The sequence below is a fragment of the Prochlorococcus marinus XMU1412 genome (assembly GCF_017696315.1).
Classification (GTDB): Bacteria; Cyanobacteriota; Cyanobacteriia; order PCC-6307; family Cyanobiaceae; genus Prochlorococcus_A; species Prochlorococcus_A marinus_AF.
Map to the genome: position 1 here is coordinate 16452 of NZ_JAAORJ010000001.1, position 17252 is coordinate 33703.

Annotated in this window: 21 protein-coding genes and 1 pseudogene; 10 read left to right on the forward strand and 12 right to left on the reverse strand. The window is 32.4% G+C overall.

Annotated features, from left to right (window positions below; genetic code table 11):
• A pseudogene (locus HA152_RS00070) lies at positions 1-325 on the forward strand (RNA recognition motif domain-containing protein); the annotation flags it as partial.
• On the opposite strand, the gene dusA reads toward HA152_RS00070, so the two are convergent.
• Entirely contained in the window at positions 322-1326 is a 1005-nt protein-coding gene (dusA, locus tag HA152_RS00075) for a tRNA dihydrouridine(20/20a) synthase DusA (protein WP_209132350.1), read from the reverse strand. The pseudogene HA152_RS00070 and the gene dusA sit on opposite strands and share 4 nt — an antisense overlap.
• Before the next feature lie 22 nt (positions 1327-1348).
• Here dusA and msrB point away from each other — a divergent pair, with 22 nt between their 5' ends.
• From msrB to rsgA, 5 genes are all read left to right on the forward strand, one after another.
• A complete protein-coding gene (gene msrB / locus HA152_RS00080) occupies positions 1349-1843 on the forward strand; it encodes a peptide-methionine (R)-S-oxide reductase MsrB (RefSeq protein ID WP_079342540.1) in 495 nt (164 codons plus the stop codon).
• 74 nt (positions 1844-1917) lie between these two features.
• Positions 1918-2637 (forward strand): nucleotide exchange factor GrpE, encoded by a 720-nt coding sequence (grpE, locus tag HA152_RS00085; protein ID WP_209132351.1) that lies wholly within the window; start codon positions 1918-1920, stop codon positions 2635-2637.
• Positions 2638-2666: 29 nt separating this feature from the next.
• A complete protein-coding gene (gene dnaJ, locus HA152_RS00090; RefSeq protein WP_209132352.1) occupies positions 2667-3794 on the forward strand; it encodes a molecular chaperone DnaJ in 1128 nt (375 codons plus the stop codon).
• On the forward strand, positions 3791-4021 hold the full coding sequence (locus HA152_RS00095) for a sulfurtransferase TusA family protein (RefSeq protein ID WP_209132353.1): 231 nt from the start codon (positions 3791-3793) through the stop codon (positions 4019-4021). The genes dnaJ and HA152_RS00095 overlap by 4 nt, the downstream gene beginning before the upstream one ends.
• The gene (gene rsgA, locus HA152_RS00100) at positions 4011-4928 is read left to right on the forward strand and encodes a ribosome small subunit-dependent GTPase A (protein WP_209132354.1); all 918 of its coding nucleotides are present in this window, start codon (positions 4011-4013) and stop codon (positions 4926-4928) included. The genes HA152_RS00095 and rsgA overlap by 11 nt, the downstream gene beginning before the upstream one ends.
• Here rsgA and HA152_RS00105 read toward each other — a convergent pair.
• The 3 genes from HA152_RS00105 to murC are packed head-to-tail and all read right to left on the reverse strand — an operon-like array spanning position 4894 to position 7581.
• The gene (locus HA152_RS00105; protein WP_025931188.1) at positions 4894-5244 is read right to left on the reverse strand and encodes a YbaB/EbfC family nucleoid-associated protein; all 351 of its coding nucleotides are present in this window, start codon (positions 5242-5244) and stop codon (positions 4894-4896) included. The two genes, rsgA and HA152_RS00105, sit on opposite strands and share 35 nt — an antisense overlap.
• A gap of 17 nt (positions 5245-5261) precedes the next feature.
• Positions 5262-6155, reverse strand: coding sequence for a UDP-N-acetylmuramate dehydrogenase (gene murB / locus HA152_RS00110; protein WP_209132355.1), 894 nt, complete (start codon positions 6153-6155; stop codon positions 5262-5264).
• 16 nt (positions 6156-6171) lie between these two features.
• Entirely contained in the window at positions 6172-7581 is a 1410-nt protein-coding gene (gene murC / locus HA152_RS00115) for a UDP-N-acetylmuramate--L-alanine ligase (protein ID WP_209132356.1), read from the reverse strand.
• 193 nt (positions 7582-7774) lie between these two features.
• Between murC and gap the strand changes: the two genes are divergently transcribed.
• On the forward strand, positions 7775-8797 hold the full coding sequence (gene gap / locus HA152_RS00120) for a type I glyceraldehyde-3-phosphate dehydrogenase (protein ID WP_025941106.1): 1023 nt from the start codon (positions 7775-7777) through the stop codon (positions 8795-8797).
• On the opposite strand, the gene thiL is transcribed toward gap, so the two are convergent.
• Together thiL and HA152_RS00130 are read right to left on the reverse strand one after the other, a co-directional pair.
• Complete coding sequence (gene thiL, locus HA152_RS00125; protein ID WP_209132357.1) at positions 8798-9784, reverse strand: thiamine-phosphate kinase; 987 nt, start codon at positions 9782-9784, stop codon at positions 8798-8800.
• A complete protein-coding gene (locus tag HA152_RS00130; protein WP_209132358.1) occupies positions 9777-10868 on the reverse strand; it encodes a peptidylprolyl isomerase in 1092 nt (363 codons plus the stop codon). The genes thiL and HA152_RS00130 overlap by 8 nt, the downstream gene beginning before the upstream one ends.
• Positions 10869-10911: 43 nt before the next feature.
• Here HA152_RS00130 and efp point away from each other — a divergent pair, with 43 nt between their 5' ends.
• Both efp and accB read left to right on the forward strand, forming a co-directional pair.
• On the forward strand, positions 10912-11472 hold the full coding sequence (efp, locus tag HA152_RS00135; RefSeq protein WP_209132359.1) for an elongation factor P: 561 nt from the start codon (positions 10912-10914) through the stop codon (positions 11470-11472).
• Positions 11472-11978: an acetyl-CoA carboxylase biotin carboxyl carrier protein gene (gene accB / locus HA152_RS00140; RefSeq protein ID WP_209132360.1), complete on the forward strand. Its 507-nt coding sequence runs from the start codon at positions 11472-11474 to the stop codon at positions 11976-11978. Before efp ends, accB begins: the two co-directional genes overlap by 1 nt.
• Here the strand turns inward: accB and pdxA are convergent.
• The 5 genes from pdxA to HA152_RS00165 form a co-directional block, all read right to left on the reverse strand.
• The gene (gene pdxA, locus HA152_RS00145; RefSeq protein WP_209132361.1) at positions 11955-12989 is read right to left on the reverse strand and encodes a 4-hydroxythreonine-4-phosphate dehydrogenase PdxA; all 1035 of its coding nucleotides are present in this window, start codon (positions 12987-12989) and stop codon (positions 11955-11957) included. The genes accB and pdxA overlap by 24 nt on opposite strands.
• Before the next feature lie 22 nt (positions 12990-13011).
• Positions 13012-13890: an SDR family NAD(P)-dependent oxidoreductase gene (locus HA152_RS00150; protein WP_209132362.1), complete on the reverse strand. Its 879-nt coding sequence runs from the start codon at positions 13888-13890 to the stop codon at positions 13012-13014.
• 263 nt (positions 13891-14153) lie between these two features.
• Complete coding sequence (locus HA152_RS00155) at positions 14154-14555, reverse strand: HNH endonuclease (RefSeq protein ID WP_209132363.1); 402 nt, start codon at positions 14553-14555, stop codon at positions 14154-14156.
• A 164-nt stretch (positions 14556-14719) separates the two neighbouring features.
• The gene (locus HA152_RS00160) at positions 14720-15184 is read right to left on the reverse strand and encodes a DUF6554 family protein (RefSeq protein WP_209132364.1); all 465 of its coding nucleotides are present in this window, start codon (positions 15182-15184) and stop codon (positions 14720-14722) included.
• Between the two features lie 56 nt (positions 15185-15240).
• Complete coding sequence (locus tag HA152_RS00165; protein ID WP_209132365.1) at positions 15241-15753, reverse strand: AbrB family transcriptional regulator; 513 nt, start codon at positions 15751-15753, stop codon at positions 15241-15243.
• 133 nt (positions 15754-15886) lie between these two features.
• On the opposite strand from HA152_RS00165, the gene HA152_RS00170 reads away from it, so the two are divergent.
• The gene (locus tag HA152_RS00170; protein WP_209132366.1) at positions 15887-16084 is read left to right on the forward strand and encodes a hypothetical protein; all 198 of its coding nucleotides are present in this window, start codon (positions 15887-15889) and stop codon (positions 16082-16084) included.
• Position 16085: 1 nt separating this feature from the next.
• On the opposite strand, the gene HA152_RS00175 is transcribed toward HA152_RS00170, so the two are convergent.
• Positions 16086-17222, reverse strand: a complete 1137-nt coding sequence (locus HA152_RS00175; protein ID WP_209133285.1) for a pyridoxal-phosphate-dependent aminotransferase family protein — start codon at positions 17220-17222, stop codon at positions 16086-16088.
• Positions 17223-17252: the final 30 nt, after the last annotated feature.

The following is a 17252-nucleotide window of genomic DNA, read 5'->3' on the forward strand; positions in this document are numbered from 1 at the left end:
TGGCGGCTACGGCGGTGGCAATAATGGTGGCGGCTACGGCGGTGGCGGCTACGGCGGTGGCAATAATGGTGGCGGCTACGGCGGTGGCGGCTACGGCGGTGGCAATAATGGTGGCGGCTACGGCGGTGGCGGCTACGGTGGTGGCGGCTACGGCGGTGGCAATAATGGATCTAATAGCTCTAACGCTAATAAATCTTCTGGAGCAGAAGGTTGGGAAGACAGAAGTTATGGAAATTCTTCTGATAACTCTGAATATGAAAATGGTAGAAGCAGAAGAAAAAGGGGAGTGTCAAATGGGAGCGATGCTTCAAGCGAGACAAATTAGTAACCCATTTCTTCAAGTGCTGTCGTTAATTTAAATAGATATTCAATATTTAATTCTTTTTTTATAGATTTATTTGAAATATGATTTCTCCAAATTTTAGCTTTTGGTATACCTTCGACTAGATTTATAAGATGTTTACAAATATCCCAAGATTTTCCTCCTTTACTTAAATGCGCTTCTATGTATGGAATTAAGGAGAATATAATATTTGAAGCAGATTTGGGTTTTTTATTAATTCCATAAATCTTTTGATCAATTTCAGACCATCTCAAGGGATGTTTATAAATTGACCGTCCAATCATGACCCCATCAAAATCATTCAAAGCCTTTAATGATTCATCGATATTTGTTAAACCTCCATTGATTTCTATTAATAATTCTGGATTTGATTTTTTCAATTTTTTTACTAAATCATAATTAAGTGGCGGTATTGTTCTATTTTGTTTTGGATTTAGACCTTTTAATATGGCTTTCCTTGCATGAACTGTAAATCTATCTGCACCAGCCTTTGCGACAATTCTTACGAAATTATTTAAATTAACGAAACTATCATCATTATCTACACCGATTCTGTGTTTGATCGTAACTGGTAAGTTGCAATTATTTTTTAAGGATTCTATACATTTTGCTACTTTTTCAGGTTCTTTCATAAGTGAAGCGCCAAAATTTCCAGAACAGACCCTTGGACTAGGACAACCAACATTAAAGTTTATTTCGTCATAACCCCAATCCTGTGCCATTTGGGCTGCCTCTTTAAGGATTTTAGGATCGTCTCCTCCAAACTGAACTGATATCGGGTGTTCTTCATCATTAAAATCTAGAAAATTTTCTTTTTTATTTGTAAAAACTAAACTCTGGGCCACAATCATTTCCGTATACAAAAGAGCTTTAGAACTTATTTTTCTCATTATCATTCTGAAGTGCTTATCAGTACAATCCATCATTGGAGCAATACTTAATTTATGAATATTTTTAATAGAATTAGACTTAGTGAAATCCATTATTTTTTTGTGATTTAAATATATGAATCAATTTCTATCAAGAAGAACTTTTATTCTAATTCCTACCATGTCAATCTTAAAAAAAATCTTTAATCCCATGCAAGTATTAGCATCTTCACTGCCTTCTAAAGAAGAGTGGAATTTATCAAAAGATGAATGGAAGGCTAGGCTTAGTCCAGAATCATATTATATTTTGAGAGAGGAAGGGACTGAAAGAGCTTTTAGCAGCCAATTAAATAATGAGAAGAGGAAAGGGATTTTTCACTGTGCAGGATGCGATTTGCCGCTTTTTTCCTCAGATAAAAAATTTGATAGTGGTACAGGATGGCCAAGTTTTTGGGACTCAATTCAAGGATCAGTAGAAACAAAAGTTGATTTCAAGTTAATTGTTCCTAGAACTGAATATCATTGCTCTAGGTGTGGAGGTCATCAGGGACATGTCTTCAATGATGGGCCACTTCCCACTGGCAAAAGATACTGCAACAATGGATTAGCATTAAGGTTTGTTCCTGAATAAATATTTGTGCGGCCTTCCGCAACTTGTTTTGTGCATCACTTTATTGGACAATAGTTCTATTAAATTTATGAAAAATGATTGAAAATCAATCAGACAATATTGATAATAAAAAAAATGATGATTCTAATCAGGATAATGCTCCTAAAGATAAATCATCTACCCAAAATTCAACTGCCGAAATTGATGAATTATCTTCTCCAAAAACAGAGGAAATAAATACTGAAGAATTAAAAAATACTATCTCAAATAATGATGCAAGATTAGAACAATTAGAAAAAGAACATGAAACACTAAAAAATCAATATGTAAGAATTTCTGCAGATTTTGATAATTTCAGAAAAAGGCAGTCTAGGGATCAGGACGATTTAAAAATCCAACTTGTTTCAAAGACTTTAACTGCAATACTGCCTATTGTTGATAATTTTGAGAGAGCAAGACAACAACTTAAACCAGAAAGTGAAGAAGCTCAAGCTCTACATAGAAGTTATCAAGGATTGTATAAACAACTAGTAGAAGTTTTAAAACAACAGGGAGTTTCACCCATGAGAGTTGTTGGTCAGCAATTTGATCCAAACTTGCATGAAGCTGTATTAAGAGAACCTAGTGAAGAGTTTGAAGAGGATTTTATTATTGAAGAATTACAGCGAGGATATCATCTAGAAGGTAAGGTTTTGAGACATGCATTGGTTAAGGTTTCTATGGGACCTGGCAAACAAAATTCACAACAGGAAGTAGAACAGGATACAGTTGAAGGGGATGTTAATTCAGAGGCAAATACTTCTGAAGATGTATAAATTCCAAATTCTTATTTGAGCATTATCTAATGGCTGATTTTTACCAAATACTTGGAGTTTCAAGAGATGCTGATGCGGATACCTTAAAAAGGGCTTATAGAAAATTAGCACGACAATACCATCCTGATGTTAATAAAGAACCTGGAGCGGAAGATAAATTTAAAGAAATTGGTAAGGCTTACGAAGCATTAGCTGATCCTGAAACTAGAGCAAGATATGACCAATTTGGAGAGGCTGGCCTTGGTGGTGCAGCTGGAATGCCTGATATGGGAGATATGGGTGGCTTTGCAGATTTATTTGAAACTTTTTTCAATGGCTTTGGGGGGCAAAATCCACAAGGAGGAAGAACACAAAGAAGAGGTCCTCAACAAGGAGATGATCTAAGGTATGACCTTAATGTTGACTTTAAAGATGCAATTTTTGGCCAACAAAGAGAAATTAAAATTCCTCATTTGGAGACATGTGAAGTCTGTAGGGGAACAGGTGCAAAACCAGGAACCGGCCCCAAAACTTGTTCAACATGTGGTGGAAGTGGACAAGTTAGAAGGGCTACAAGAACACCTTTTGGTAATTTCACACAAGTAGCTGAATGTCCTTCATGTAATGGTGTTGGCCAAATAATTGCAGATCCATGTGTAACTTGCGGTGGCAATGGCGTAAAGCAAGTCAGAAAAAAATTAAGAATTAATATTCCTGCAGGAGTTGATACTGGCACTAAATTAAGAGTTTCCGGCGAGGGAAATGTTGGTTTGAAAGGAGGCCCACCTGGAGATCTTTATGTTTTTATAAAGGTTAAGAATGATTCAAAACTTAAAAGAGATGGTGTAACTATTTACTCAGAAATATCAGTAAGTTATTTACAGGCTATTTTAGGTGACACTGTAAAAATCACTACAGTTGATGGAGATGTTAATTTAAAAATTCCAAGTGGTACGCAGCCAAATACAACTCTTTCTCTTGAGAATAAAGGAGTACCTAGACTTGGTAATCCGGTTGCGAGAGGAAATCATGAAGTCTTAGTAAAAGTAAAACTACCAACTCGTATAACCGATGCAGAACGAGAGCTTTTAGAGGGTTTAGCTTCTCAATATTCAGATAAAAATATTAATTCTAGTAGTGGACTTTTTAGCAAATTATTTGGTAAAGAATCTTCATGACTTCTTTAAAGCATTTGGATCTTAAATCTGTTCCATGTCCTTTAAATGTCGTCAAAATTAAATTGGCTTTGAAGAAGTTATCTAAAAATGAGCAACTTATTGTTGAACTAGATAAAGGTGAACCAGAAGAAATGGTATTAAATAATTTAAGAGAGATGGGATGGTTCTTTAAAAAAATTAAAGAAAATGAAAAATTTATAAAAATAAAAATATTGAATGAAAATTAATAGTAAATATTTAGGTTTAGTTACAAAAAAATTTAATGATTTTTTTTTAGTTGATTTAAAAAATCAAGAAAACTCTGGAAATAGCGAGAAATTTTTATGTAAGGTTAAGAAATCTATAAATTTCAAGGATCAATTAATTTATGTTGGAGACGAAGTAGCGATTGAAAAAATTGATTTTAAAAGTAAACGCGCAGTGATAACAAGTCTAAAAAAAAGAAAAAATCTTTTAGTTAGACCCTCAGTTGCAAATATTTCTAACATATATGTTACTTTTTCCGTTGAAGAACCAGAATTAAATTTATCTCAAGTTAATAGGTTTTTGATATCAGCAGAATTAATGGGAGTTGAAGTCTCATTAGTTTTGACAAAGTGTGATTTAATTTCTGATAAAAGAAAATCATATCTACTTGATAAATTTGAGAAATGGGGTTACCAAGTAATAACTTTAAATTTACAGAAATCTGATTGTTTTAAAAATTTATTAGCCGAGTTAAAGCAAAAAGAATGTTCAATTTTTATGGGCCCTTCAGGCGTTGGCAAAACTACTTTGCTAAATATGATTATTCCAGGTCTTCAAAATAGTACTTCTCCAGTTTCTAATAAAATTAAAAGAGGAAAAAATACTACTCGAAATGTTGAGTTATTTTCTATGTCGAATCAAAGTTACATTGTGGATACTCCTGGTTTTAATATGCAACCCCTAGAGGTTGATATTAAGTTGTTACCAAATCTTTATTCAGAAATATATAAACAGGTAATCGAAGAAGGAATTAAGTGTAAATTTCGTAACTGCTTACATTTAAATGATGAGGGATGTAATTTAAATAAATCCTTCGAAAGATATTCTTTTTATAAAGAAATGATTGAGTCGTCTAAGAGTCACTATTATCAAAACCAGGAAGATTAAGATTTAATCCACCAGTCAAATCATTCATCCTTTCTTTCATAGTTGTGGTTGATAATTCATGAGCTTTTTGAATAGCTTGTAGAATGTTTTGCTCTATTTTTTCTTTATCTGCATTTAAAATATTTTCTTGTACTTCTACCTTTAAAGGAAGTTGGTTGCCACTTATCCAAACTTTTATCATCTCATCATCACTTTTGCCTTCGATCTCCATATTTTCAAGTTCATCTTGTAATTTTTGAGCATCTTGCTGAATTTGTTTAGCTTTTTTAAAAGCTTCTGTAAGTTGTCCAAAGTTAGGAAGTCCAAAACCCGCCATTTTGTAAAAACGTTTCTTTAGTTAGGATAGTCAAAACCAATCATTCTTACTTCCGGTTGCAAATAAATCCCTTTGTTTTGTAGTACTTTTTGTTGAATTACTGTTATTAATTCATAAATATCTTTTGAACTTGCTGAAGAACTATTAATTATAAAATTTGAATGCATTGTAGAAATTTCAGCACCGCCAATTTTAAATCCTTTTAAACCCATATCATCAATTATTTTTGCAGCATAATTATTTTCAGGATTTTTAAAAACACTACCAAAACTCGGTTGATGATATGGTTGTGTTTCTGTTTTTAATTTAAGGTTATTTTTGGTTGTTTGAATTAATTTTTCTATATTTCCATTAGGTTCAAAATGTAATCTTGCACTAATAATTGATAAATCATTTCTTTGAAAAGAGCTAAATCTATACTCAAAATTGATAGCTTTTTTTTCAATTTCAAGTTTTTCAAGAGTTTTATTATTAATAACTTTTACGGAAATAAGATTTTTTGCTAGCGAAAAATTACCTGTGCCAGCATTCATATAAATTGCTCCTCCTAATGTTCCTGGAATTCCGACAGCCCATTCCCCTCCTTGTAATCCATTTTTAGCAAGAAAATTAGATAATGTTGGGAGCATTACACCTGCTTCCGCTTCAATAATTCCTGAATATGGATCTATCTTTAGTGATTTCAATTTTTTTGTACAAACAACTAAGCCTTTTATGAAAATATTATTTATTAAAAGATTTGAACCTGCGCCAATTATTTGACATCTTTGTTTATTTAAATTAGCCCATTTTATTAGATATGAAAGTTCTTCAACGCTTCTTGGCTCAGCAAAATATTCAGCCACTCCTCCCACTTTTATAGTTGTATAACTACTTAAATTACAGTTTTCAGAAAAAATTTTTTTATTCATAAATTAGTTATTAATTTTAATTATTTTTTTCATTTAAAATTGACCAGAAATTATGACAATCACCAGCTCCCATATTCAAAATTAAATCCCCTTTTTGAGTTAATTCGAAAAAATTCTTTGTAACTTCATAATAATTATTTACGTAACTAACATTTTTATTTTTTTTATAAATCAAATCTGTAATAATTTTCGAAGTAATTTTATCTTCGTTTTCTTCTCCTGCTCCATAAATACTTGTTACATAAATAACATCTGCTTTTGATAATTCTTCAGCGAATTCTTTATTAAATTGCTTTACTCGAGAATATCTATGAGGTTGAAATAAAGCAACTAATCTATTTTTTTGAAATTCATTATTATTTTTTTGCTTAATAAATAATCTTCCTAATTTAATCGTCTCTTTTATTTCGTTTGGGTGATGAGCATAATCATCATATAAACTTCTTTCATCTATTTGGCCTCTAAATTCAAATCTTTTTTTTGGCAGTTTCAAATATTTTAAATTTTTCTTAATTTCTATAAAATCTACTCCTATCATTCTGGAAGCTGCTATTGCTGCGGTGATATTGGATAGATTGTGAAGTCCTGGAATTGGAATATTTAAATTACTGATAAAATTTCCATTTTCATAATATTTTCCAATTGTATACTTTGAATTAATTTCAGTCGGGATTATTGCATATGCTACGTTTTTAGCCGTAGAGTTTGACCACTTACAATTAGAATGAAAATTTTTTCTTGAGGTTTCACAATCAAAATTAAGTAATAATTTTTTAGAGTTTTTAGCGAAACTTTTAAAAGAAGATATGACTTCACTTAAATTAGAAAAGTGATCGCAATGATCAAAATCAATGTTATTGATTATTCCAATATCAGATTTATATTTGTCAATAGTCCCATCAGATTCATCAACTTCAGCGACTAAGTATTTTGTATTTTCTAGATGACAATTAGAGTTGTAAATAGGAATTATTCCTCCAGTTATTGAAGAAGAATTACGCGTGCACAACTCAAGTATCGTAGAAAGAAATGTACTAGTTGATGTTTTTCCGTGGCTGCCTGCTATTGCTAATGCAGTATAAGTGCGCATTAGCATTGCAAGTATCTCTGAACGATGTTTTATTGATAAATTTTTTTCTTTGCAATACGAAAATTCTTCATTTTCTGGCTTGATCGCGGAGCTTACAACAAAATTAATCAATCTGTTGGTAAATTTTGAAGTAACAAATTCAATATTTTGTCGAACTTGAGAAGTAAAGATTACTGCACCTAGTTTCTCCAATTTATTAGTTTCATCGTTTTTAACTAAATCAGATCCTGAAACTGAACAACCTTTTTTAAGTAAACCCATTGCTAATGCTGACATGCCAATACCTCCGATCCCAATAAAATGAAAATGACTTTTCAAAAGTAATTTTTTATCCAATGTTTATCTTTTACTTAAATCAAAATAACTTCTAAGTAAAATTTTGCTATTTTTTCTTAAAAAAAATGTTTTTATTTTCTTGAATTAATACAAAACTAGACGTATTTGCTTAATAAATCAAAAAAACCTTACGTTATTGCACAAAATTCAGTATGATCAGCAACTTAGGTTAATCATTTAGAAATTATTAGTTATGACTTTGCGTGTTGCAATTAACGGCTTTGGCAGAATTGGTCGAAACTTTATGCGTTGTTGGCTTAGTAGAGGGGCTTACACCAATATTGAAGTTGTCGGAATTAACGTTACATCAGATCCTAAGACTAATGCTCATTTATTAAAATACGACTCAGTCCTTGGTCAACTTGATGGTGTTGATATTCAATATACTGATGATACTTTTGTAATTAATAACAAAACAATTAAATGTTTCTCAGATAGAAACCCAATGAATCTCCCTTGGAAAGACTGGGGTGTAGATTTGGTTATTGAATCTACTGGAGTATTTAATACAGACGTAGGAGCAAGTAAGCACTTAGAGGTAGGAGCAAAAAAAGTTATCTTAACTGCACCTGGTAAAGGGGATGGCGTTGGTACTTATGTAGTTGGAGTTAATGCTGATACATATAAACATAAAGATTACGATATTTTGAGTAATGCTAGTTGTACAACAAACTGTTTAGCTCCAGTAGTCAAAGTTTTAGATCAAACTTTTGGGATTAATAAAGGTTTGATGACTACAATTCATAGTTATACAGGTGATCAAAGAATTTTAGATAATAGTCATAGAGATCTAAGAAGGGCTAGAGCCGCTGCTACAAACATAGTTCCTACTTCTACAGGAGCTGCAAAAGCAGTCGCTCTTGTATACCCAGAAATGAAAGGCAAATTAACTGGAATTGCAATGAGAGTTCCAACTCCTAACGTTTCAGCAGTAGATTTTGTTTTTGAATCTTCTAAATCTGTCACAGCTGAAGAAGTCAATAATGCCCTCAAGGAAGCATCTCTAAGTTCAATGAAGGGCATTATTAAGTATGGAGATGAACCATTAGTGTCAAGCGATTATGCAGGTACAAATGAATCATCAATTGTAGATAGTGATCTTACTATGTGTATCGGAGATAACCTTGTAAAGGTGCTTGCATGGTACGACAATGAGTGGGGTTATAGTCAGAGAGTTGTAGATTTAGCAGAGATTGTTGCTAAAAATTGGGAGTAATTAAAAGTGTTTGAAAGGTGTGTTGTTAATTAATTTGTTTTTTTTATAATCTTTGAATTCTATTGATGGTTCACCATCAGTAAAAAAACCAATCTTATTAATATTTTTATCAAGTTTAGATAAATTTTCTGCCCATTCTTTGGGCAATGAGAAAACTAATTCATAATCTTCTCCTCCAAAAAAATAGTATTCGTCCCATTTATCTCCTTTAGGCCAATCCTTATCTTTAGGTATTTTTTCATAGTTTATGATCGCTTTGCAGTTGCTAGCTATTGCTAAATCTTGTAAGGCTTGAAATAGGCCATCACTGCTATCAGTACATCCTATTCTCGTTATATTTTTATTGGAGCGAGTTTTGAGGAGATTATTTAGAAAATTTGGGTAAACTCTAGGGCGACAAAAATGTTCAATAGACTTAATGATTAATCTTTCATTAAGAGAAAATTCATTATCGAAATTAATTTTATTTTGTATCAAAAATCCCAGTTTGCTAAGACCATGAATTCCTGTAGTTAAGATTATATCTCCTGGTTTACAAGCGTTTCTTCGTAATTCAAGTTCACCTTGAATACCAAAGGCCGTAATTGAAATTATTTTTTCATTTCCCTTTGAGCAATCTCCCCCTAGAATCAACCCGCCATATTCTTTTAGTGCTTTATTTATTCCTTTGTATAATTCTTCAACCCAAATCCACTCAGTTCTAGCAGGTAGAACTAGGCTAATTGTAATACCTATAGTTTGCTTGCTTCCACTTGATAATAAGTCAGAGATGTTGCTAACAACTGCTTTCCACCCAAGGTCCCTAGGACAAATAGTAATGTCATTGAAATGAACATTCTCCACCAAAGAATCAGTATTAACAAGTAAATTTTCATTTTTAGTTTTGATTAAAGCGCAATCATCTGAAATTTGGTTTTTAGGCATAAATTTCCCTAGCCTATTTATTAATTCTTTTTCTCCTATATCTTTTAATAGTTCTTTATGCATTTAATTTGAGGTTTTCAATCCCTTCAAAAACATCAATTGAAATTATTGTGTCATCTTTAGTTAGCTCTTCTAATACATCAAATCCATCTATAACATAACCAAAGGCAGCATTTCTCCCGTCAATTAAATTGCGACCTGCTGGATTTAATTCTGCTTCATATAAAAAGAAGAAAAATTGCGATGAGCCATCATCAACTGAGGTATTTGAATGGGACCATCCTAGAGTTCCAAGTGTTGCAAAAGGTAATGTTGGTGTCTCTGTGTAAAGACCTAAATCTTCAAAAGTTTGATTATAAAAAGTTTCTTTTTCATCAGGAATTCTAATTTCTAAGGGAACATGACGTTCTTCTTTTGTTTCAGGATCTACGTAACCAATATCTTCACCAATTGGATCACCTGTTTGCAGTACAAAAAATTCTTCTGCTCTGTTTATAGGTAAATCTTTGTAGAAGTTTTTTGAAGATAAATCTATAAATGCTCCTGCTGTAAGTGGGGCGTTAAATCCATCCACGATTGCTTGCATATCTCCTTTGGAGGTCTTTATATTGACTTTTGCTCTGCCCAGTAATCTTGGTAAATTATCAAATTCTTTGGGAATAGAGTATGGAAATTCATTTGGTAGAAAATATTCTTCTAATCCACCTATTTTGTCTAAAGAATCTCTTCGGGTCGCTATAAATGAGTATTTATCTTTTGATTTAGAGTAATCTTGAAGACTATCAAAATTTTCTTTGAGTTCTAAAAATGTTTTCTCAGCAATTTTCTTTTTATCGTTTGGTAATTCTTGAATAATTTTACTCTGGTATTTTTTTAGTAAAGATTGACATTTTGTAACAGTTTTCGTAAGAGCGGGCCATCTTCCTCCCCTGATAAGGTCACTAGTATCTTCCAGTTTATGTTGAAGTTCTTGTAACTCAACTTGCTTGATAGGGAGTGCGTTTCTGAGGATTGCACTAGGGTCTTTTACAGCATTTCCAGTAGGTAAATCAGCTAGTACTTGAATCGGTTTTAAGAAAAAAACCTGTAAAATTACAATCGATAAAATTAAAAAAAGTTTGTTCTGATTTGATAAGAATTTTTGCATAGCACTCTTGCAGGTTTATGATCCTTGGGGATGTAATACAGGAATGATTTCCAGTAACGATTTTCGCACAGGTACTACCATCGAATTGGATGGACAAGTTTGGCGTGTTGTAGAATTTCTACATGTCAAGCCTGGCAAGGGTTCTGCTTTCGTGCGAACAAAATTAAAATCAGTTCAAAGCGGCAACGTAGTTGAAAAAACTTTTCGAGCCGGAGAATCAGTACAGCAGGCTATCCTTGAGAAGTCTAACCTGCAGCATACTTATGTGGAGTCTGGTGATTATGTTTTTATGGATATGACAAGTTTTGAGGAGACAAGACTCACCTCTGAACAAATAGGTAAAGGTTCAAAGTATTTGAAAGAGGGAATGGAGGTTAATGTAATTTTTCATAATGGTAAAGTTTTAGAAGTAGAACTTCCAATATCTATTACTTTGAAAGTTACAGAGACTGATCCAGGAGTTAAAGGTGATACTGCTAGTGGGGGCACGAAACCAGCTATTCTAGAAACAGGTGCTCAAGTTATGGTTCCTTTATTTATTTCTGAGGGAGAGATGATTAAAGTTGATACTCGTAATGACAGTTATCTTGGACGTGAAAATTAATGGCTATGAAATTAGATCATGATGACTTAAATCGCTTAATAGAGAAAATCTCTAAAAGTGATATACAAGAGTTCTCACTAGAGGGAGAAGATTTTAAACTCGAAATAAAAAGGAATGTATTTGATCAGAACCAAGTTTTTAATAATTTAGTCTCAAATACTTCATTTGATAAGCAAACAATTGTTGATCAAAAAACTAATAATGGCAATATACCAATTGTCAGTGAATCCGAAGCACCTCAGGTGGCGCCCCCAGGGCGTTCTGATCTAACTGAAATTACTTCTCCTATGGTTGGGACATTCTATAGGGCTGCAGCGCCTGGTGAGGAGCCATTCGTCGAAGTGGGGAATAACGTTAAGGTCGGTCAAACTATTTGTATTTTGGAAGCAATGAAGTTAATGAATGAAATTGAATCTGAATTTAATGCTGAAATAGTAGAGATTCTCGTTGAAAATGGAACACCAGTAGAATTTGGTCAAGTTTTAATGCGTGTTAAGCAGTCTTGAATTGTTAGTCATTTCTACGGCAGTCTTAATAGCCTCAATCATGCTCTGAGATTGAGCAATTCCTTTGCCGGCAATATCAAATCCCGTTCCATGATCCGGAGATGTTCTTATAAAAGGTAACCCGATTGTGGTATTGACTGAGTAATTTAGAGCTATCAATTTCATTGGTATTAAACCTTGATCATGATACATAGCAAGAATGCCATTGTGCGTATCAGCATTATTGTCACTCCAAGCTTTTACGGAAGAATTCCAGCAACTATCTGGAGATAAAGGGCCTAATAATCTAATACCTCTATTTTTCTCATTCCATGTGATTAATGCATCATTGAGCCAATCTTTTTCTTCATTACCTAAAATACCCTCTTCGCCGGCATGAGGGTTTAATCCTGCTACTTTTAAAGTAGGTTTATCAGTATAGGTATTACAAAAATCTTTGAAAAGATCCAATTTAGAATGGATTAATTCTTTAGTTAATTTATTGGGAACCTCAGAAAGGGCAATGTGGGTTGTAGCTAGTAAAGTATTAAATCTCCAACCTGTTATTGGAGATTTTGCTGTAAATAACATTCCAACGTTTTTTACTCCACATGATTTTGCTAGTACTTCAGTTTGACCAGAGAAGTGATGACCTGCAAGAGACCATGATTTCTTGCAAATTGGTCCAGTTACAAGTGCCGAATTGGGAGATTGTTTTACAATATCTATTGCTTTTGTTAAATATTGGAAACTTGAATTACCATAACTTGATTTAGGGCCATTATCTGATGCAGCAATTTCTAGATCATGTATTTTGAAATTTTTAGGATTCGCAAGGTTTTCTAATCCTAATGACCTGAGATATTTATATGTATTTTGTAGATTTTTTTTTGATCCAACTAATATATATTCAATATTTTTGGGTATCTGACTAGAACAAAGTGCTTTTAAGATTGTTTCAGGTCCAATCCCTGACTCATCTCCCACGCTTAATACTACCTTTAATATTTCATTTGCATTTTGAAAATTCATAAAAAGCTTTTAATTTATTTTTTTAACTGTTCAGATAACAATTTTTTAAGCCTAATTTATAGTTTTTATAAATTAGTTTATATCCGAGTGTTTTGCATAAAAGTTTGTTTGAAACTCTTCTATTTTCCATCCAAAAAGATTGAGCGATAGGTGATAATGCATCTTTTACATCCTCAAATAATATGGGCTTTGGCATTGTTAAACCAAGTAAATCGTAGCAATATTGAATAACTTCTATCTGAGAACAGGGTTCATCATCTGCAATATTTATAATTTGATGAAACTTTAAACAATCTTTATTCTGTAATAAAAAAATAATCGCATGCGTAATATCAGCAACATGAACTCTTGAAAATACTTGAGATTTTTTTAAGATAACTCGAATTTTTTGATTTTTGATTGCATCAAACGTGGATCTTCCAGGTCCATAGATACCAGGTAATCTAAAAATTTGAACGGGCAAACTAGATTCAATCCATTTTTTTTCGCAATTTAATCTATTATGACTTCTTTTTTGAAAAGGATTAGGCTGATCTATCTCAGAAACCCAACCACCTTCAGTGTTTCCATATACTCCTGTGGTTGATAAATATCCAACCCATTCAAGGGGTAAATCTTGCAGTTTACTTTGTAGGCTTTCTAGTACGGGATCATTACCATTTTTGTCAGGAGGTATGCAACTAAGAATATGTGTTACTCCATCAAAAATTTCTTCGTCGGGAACTACGCCGTTTTCACTGTTGAAAATAAAACTATTTGGATCTTTGCTTGCAGATCTTGAGCTTGTTAAAACATTGCAACCGAATTTTCTAATTGTTTTTGCAAAAAAACTACCGCTGAAACCACATCCCAAAATTAAAAATTTATTTTTATTTCCGAGTAAACTTGCAGGTTTCTTCATGCTGGTTTAAAGTAGTACATATGTATTAAATAATGATGAAGACAGCTTTTGAGCCCTATTTAAAATCAAAAACTTTCCGTATTAGTAAAAGTTACCTCCTTCTTGTAGAGAAAGAAGTAAGTTTAGTTAGTTTTAAATTCTACCAAAAGTTATTAGTCTTTCTCATTGCATTTTCGACATTTTTAATATTCCCAGATTCTCCAAAAGAATTAGAAAATATATGTGAGAGTTATAACTCTAGAGAAATATGTAATGTTTTGTAATCAAGCTGCTTTATATTCTGATTCATCATTTATGTAATTTTTATTTTTTACCTTAAAATGAGGATTGGCCCATTGTAGTAATCTAATAGCTAATCTTAAATCTCCCTCTAACCAAGCTCTTATAGCCATTGCTCTTCGGGGATCATAAAATTTTTGCCTTCTATACCAATATAAAGCATTTTTATCTGATTTATCTCCATTACATGAAAGACATGCAGGGACGCAGTTTTCTGTTGTACTTAATCCTCCTTGGCTTCGTGGTATTACATGATCAATAGATTCAGATGGGTTTCCGCAATATATACAACTTTTTCCAGTAAAATTATGAATAGATTTTCGCCATTGTCTTAATCTGAACTTAGGACATAAATCCTCTAAAAACACCGCATCATTAATATGCATTCAGAATATTTAGTTAAATAAATAATCCCTTGAATATATTAAAAGTCAACATTTATTTATGCTTCTCAGCCTAAATTTCTTAGTAAAAATATGATTTAGTGTGTTTAGATACAAAATATTATTAAATTGATTTAGAAAAAATTATTATCTTTCTGAAATCTAAATTAATAACTATATCTATCAAGTGTTTCATCAGAAAAATTTTCAGAAATTTCCTCATTAGCTTCTTCTAATTCTTTTTCTAATTTTTTTCTTTTCTTTTCTCTATCTATTGCTTCTTTTTCTTTTCTTTCTTCTTCTTTTTCTAAATCTCGTATTAGTTTTCTATTTGGATGAAGATTATCTAAATATTCAATGCAATAACTAAATTTTTCTCTTTCTCTGATAACTGTTTCAGTAATTTGCGCTGCTGCATTTTTAGGTGAAACTTTGAAGAATCCTCCTTTTTGTTTTTTTATATATGTGTAAGCTGCATCCCAACTACTTTCATGGTCATTTCCGCCATCTCTCATAGTACAAAAAATTTCTGCTCCAAATGCACTTGCATTTACTCTTGGTGTAGTAAGGGTTAGAGGAGCAAAAATTCCTAACGCTAATGGTATTAGTTTTTTCTTTTTTAATCTTTGCATTTGGCTTTTATCTTCTATTTAAAAATATCTTTTATTGTCAATATGTCTATAGAAATTTAAGATTTAATCACTCCAAATATATTCAAGCATTTCACAACTAAAGGAAGAATTAAAAGTACAGTAATCAATCTTACAGCGTGTAAAGTTGCTACCGCAGGCCCCACTCCGTATTCAGACCCTACAAGACTCATTCCGCTAATTCCTCCTGGTGCAGCACCTAGAATTGTTGTAATGATATCTATATTAAGTAATCTGCTTGTCCATAATCCAATTGCTAATCCAGTAATAACTAAAGTAAAAGTTATTAATATAGCTGGCCTCCATAAATTTTGAATATCTACTAATGAGTCTTTTGTTAATGACGTACCAATGACTGTTCCAATTCCAATTTCTAAAATTGTTCTTGTTCCTATTGGCCACTCTGCGATGTCGACTTTGCCACTTATGCTAAGTATGCTTGCGCCTATTAAAGCACCCGCTAGGGGAGCCGCAGGAATACCTGTTTTTAGAGCTAAAGCTCCAAAAAGACAACCTGCAAAAAGATAATAGATTAGATTTATGTTAGGCATAAATTTCAAGGATGTTTGAACATAATATTAGAAAAATTTTTTTTTGTTTAAGTTTATAGTCAAATAATATTTTTAGTTTTCTCTCGTAATGTCCCATTTTGTTGGCATAATATTAACTAAAGCATGATTTATTATGTCTTCACAAATTTCTTACAAAGATAATAAAAGCCGCATAAAGAAAAAATTATCTTTTTTTGAGGGTGGCCACCAGCTCGAAAAATTAGAGTTTGCTCTTGCAATAGCTCAAACCAAAGGTGATGAAAAAAAATCAATCGTTCTTAGAAAAAAGATTGTTGAATTAGGTGGAAATGTTGAAGAGCCAGGTACTTAAGTCAATCTCTTTCTAGGTATTTTGATGCCATAACTAATGCTTCACCAGCTTGTTGGGCTGTAATTTTACCGAGGTTGAGAAGTGTATTACTCATAGCTGAAACTACCGTAATAATATCTCTATCATTTACATAACCTAAATGTCCCACTCTGAATATTTTCCCCTTTAGATGATCTTGACCACCGGCAAGTAAAATATCAAAATTATTTTTTATTGTTTTTCTAAATTCTTCTGCATCAATTCCTTCAGTTTTTATTGCAGTAATTGAAGGACTTAAATATTTTTCATCAGCAAATAATTTTAGATTTAAAGCCTTTACTGCATTGCTCATCGCTAATTTGTGTTTATTGTGTCTTTGGAAAATGTTATCTAAGCCTTCTTCTCTCATCATTTTTAAAGCTTCATCTAAAGCAAAAACTAAATTAACTGCTGGGGTGTATGGATTACTGTTAGTTAAAAGACTTTTTCTGTAGGATTTTAAATTTAAATAAAATTTTGGTAAATTAGATTTTTCTGTAGCTTCCCATGCTTTTTGGCTCATTGCTATAAAGCTAAGCCCTGGAGGTATCATATATCCTTTTTGTGATCCTGAAGCAACGATATCTAATTTCCATTCATCTACTGGTACATTGCAAGCTCCAAGACTTGTAACGCAGTCAATAATTGATAATGCTGTGTTGTGTGCACGAATATATGAACTAATAGTTTCTAAATCATTAATTACACCTGTTGAGGTTTCAGAATGAGTCAAAATAACCGCCTTTATTTCTTTTTGTTTATCTTCCTCTAATACCTTTTTGAATTCTTCTGGATCAAGTGGAGTTCCCCATTCGGAATAAATTTTTATTACTTCCAGACCAAATTCTTTAGCAACTTTTACCCATCTTTCACCAAATTTTCCATTTTCTCCACAAATTACTTTATCTCCTCTACTTAAGGTATTTATTATTCCAGCTTCCATTGCGGCAGTCCCACTACCAGTGATTGTTAGAACATCATTTTGAGTTTGATGAAGCCACTGTAAGTTTTTAGTTGTACTCTCTACGAGATCTTGAAATTCTTTACTGCGATGGCCTATTGGATGCTTACTTAATGCTTGTAAAACTTTTTCTGGAACTGGTGTGGGTCCAGGAATCATCAATGATAATTTTTGTTGTATGGCCACTTT

What these genes read in the sequence shown, in the direction of transcription:
- dusA (WP_209132350.1), bottom strand. Translation starts at nt 1,326, where the DNA reads ATGGATTTCACTAAGTCTAATTCTATTAAAAATATTCATAAATTAAGT.
- msrB (WP_079342540.1), top strand. Translation starts at nt 1,349, where the DNA reads ATGAATCAATTTCTATCAAGAAGAACTTTTATTCTAATTCCTACCATG.
- grpE (WP_209132351.1), top strand. Translation starts at nt 1,918, where the DNA reads ATGATTGAAAATCAATCAGACAATATTGATAATAAAAAAAATGATGAT.
- dnaJ (WP_209132352.1), top strand. Translation starts at nt 2,667, where the DNA reads ATGGCTGATTTTTACCAAATACTTGGAGTTTCAAGAGATGCTGATGCG.
- HA152_RS00095 (WP_209132353.1), top strand. Translation starts at nt 3,791, where the DNA reads ATGACTTCTTTAAAGCATTTGGATCTTAAATCTGTTCCATGTCCTTTA.
- rsgA (WP_209132354.1), top strand. Translation starts at nt 4,011, where the DNA reads ATGAAAATTAATAGTAAATATTTAGGTTTAGTTACAAAAAAATTTAAT.
- HA152_RS00105 (WP_025931188.1), bottom strand. Translation starts at nt 5,244, where the DNA reads ATGGCGGGTTTTGGACTTCCTAACTTTGGACAACTTACAGAAGCTTTT.
- murB (WP_209132355.1), bottom strand. Translation starts at nt 6,155, where the DNA reads ATGAATAAAAAAATTTTTTCTGAAAACTGTAATTTAAGTAGTTATACA.
- gap (WP_025941106.1), top strand. Translation starts at nt 7,775, where the DNA reads ATGACTTTGCGTGTTGCAATTAACGGCTTTGGCAGAATTGGTCGAAAC.
- thiL (WP_209132357.1), bottom strand. Translation starts at nt 9,784, where the DNA reads ATGCATAAAGAACTATTAAAAGATATAGGAGAAAAAGAATTAATAAAT.
- HA152_RS00130 (WP_209132358.1), bottom strand. Translation starts at nt 10,868, where the DNA reads ATGCAAAAATTCTTATCAAATCAGAACAAACTTTTTTTAATTTTATCG.
- efp (WP_209132359.1), top strand. Translation starts at nt 10,912, where the DNA reads ATGATTTCCAGTAACGATTTTCGCACAGGTACTACCATCGAATTGGAT.
- accB (WP_209132360.1), top strand. Translation starts at nt 11,472, where the DNA reads ATGGCTATGAAATTAGATCATGATGACTTAAATCGCTTAATAGAGAAA.
- pdxA (WP_209132361.1), bottom strand. Translation starts at nt 12,989, where the DNA reads ATGAATTTTCAAAATGCAAATGAAATATTAAAGGTAGTATTAAGCGTG.
- HA152_RS00150 (WP_209132362.1), bottom strand. Translation starts at nt 13,890, where the DNA reads ATGAAGAAACCTGCAAGTTTACTCGGAAATAAAAATAAATTTTTAATT.
- HA152_RS00155 (WP_209132363.1), bottom strand. Translation starts at nt 14,555, where the DNA reads ATGCATATTAATGATGCGGTGTTTTTAGAGGATTTATGTCCTAAGTTC.
- HA152_RS00160 (WP_209132364.1), bottom strand. Translation starts at nt 15,184, where the DNA reads ATGCAAAGATTAAAAAAGAAAAAACTAATACCATTAGCGTTAGGAATT.
- HA152_RS00165 (WP_209132365.1), bottom strand. Translation starts at nt 15,753, where the DNA reads ATGCCTAACATAAATCTAATCTATTATCTTTTTGCAGGTTGTCTTTTT.
- HA152_RS00170 (WP_209132366.1), top strand. Translation starts at nt 15,887, where the DNA reads ATGTCTTCACAAATTTCTTACAAAGATAATAAAAGCCGCATAAAGAAA.
- HA152_RS00175 (WP_209133285.1), bottom strand. Translation starts at nt 17,222, where the DNA reads ATGATTCCTGGACCCACACCAGTTCCAGAAAAAGTTTTACAAGCATTA.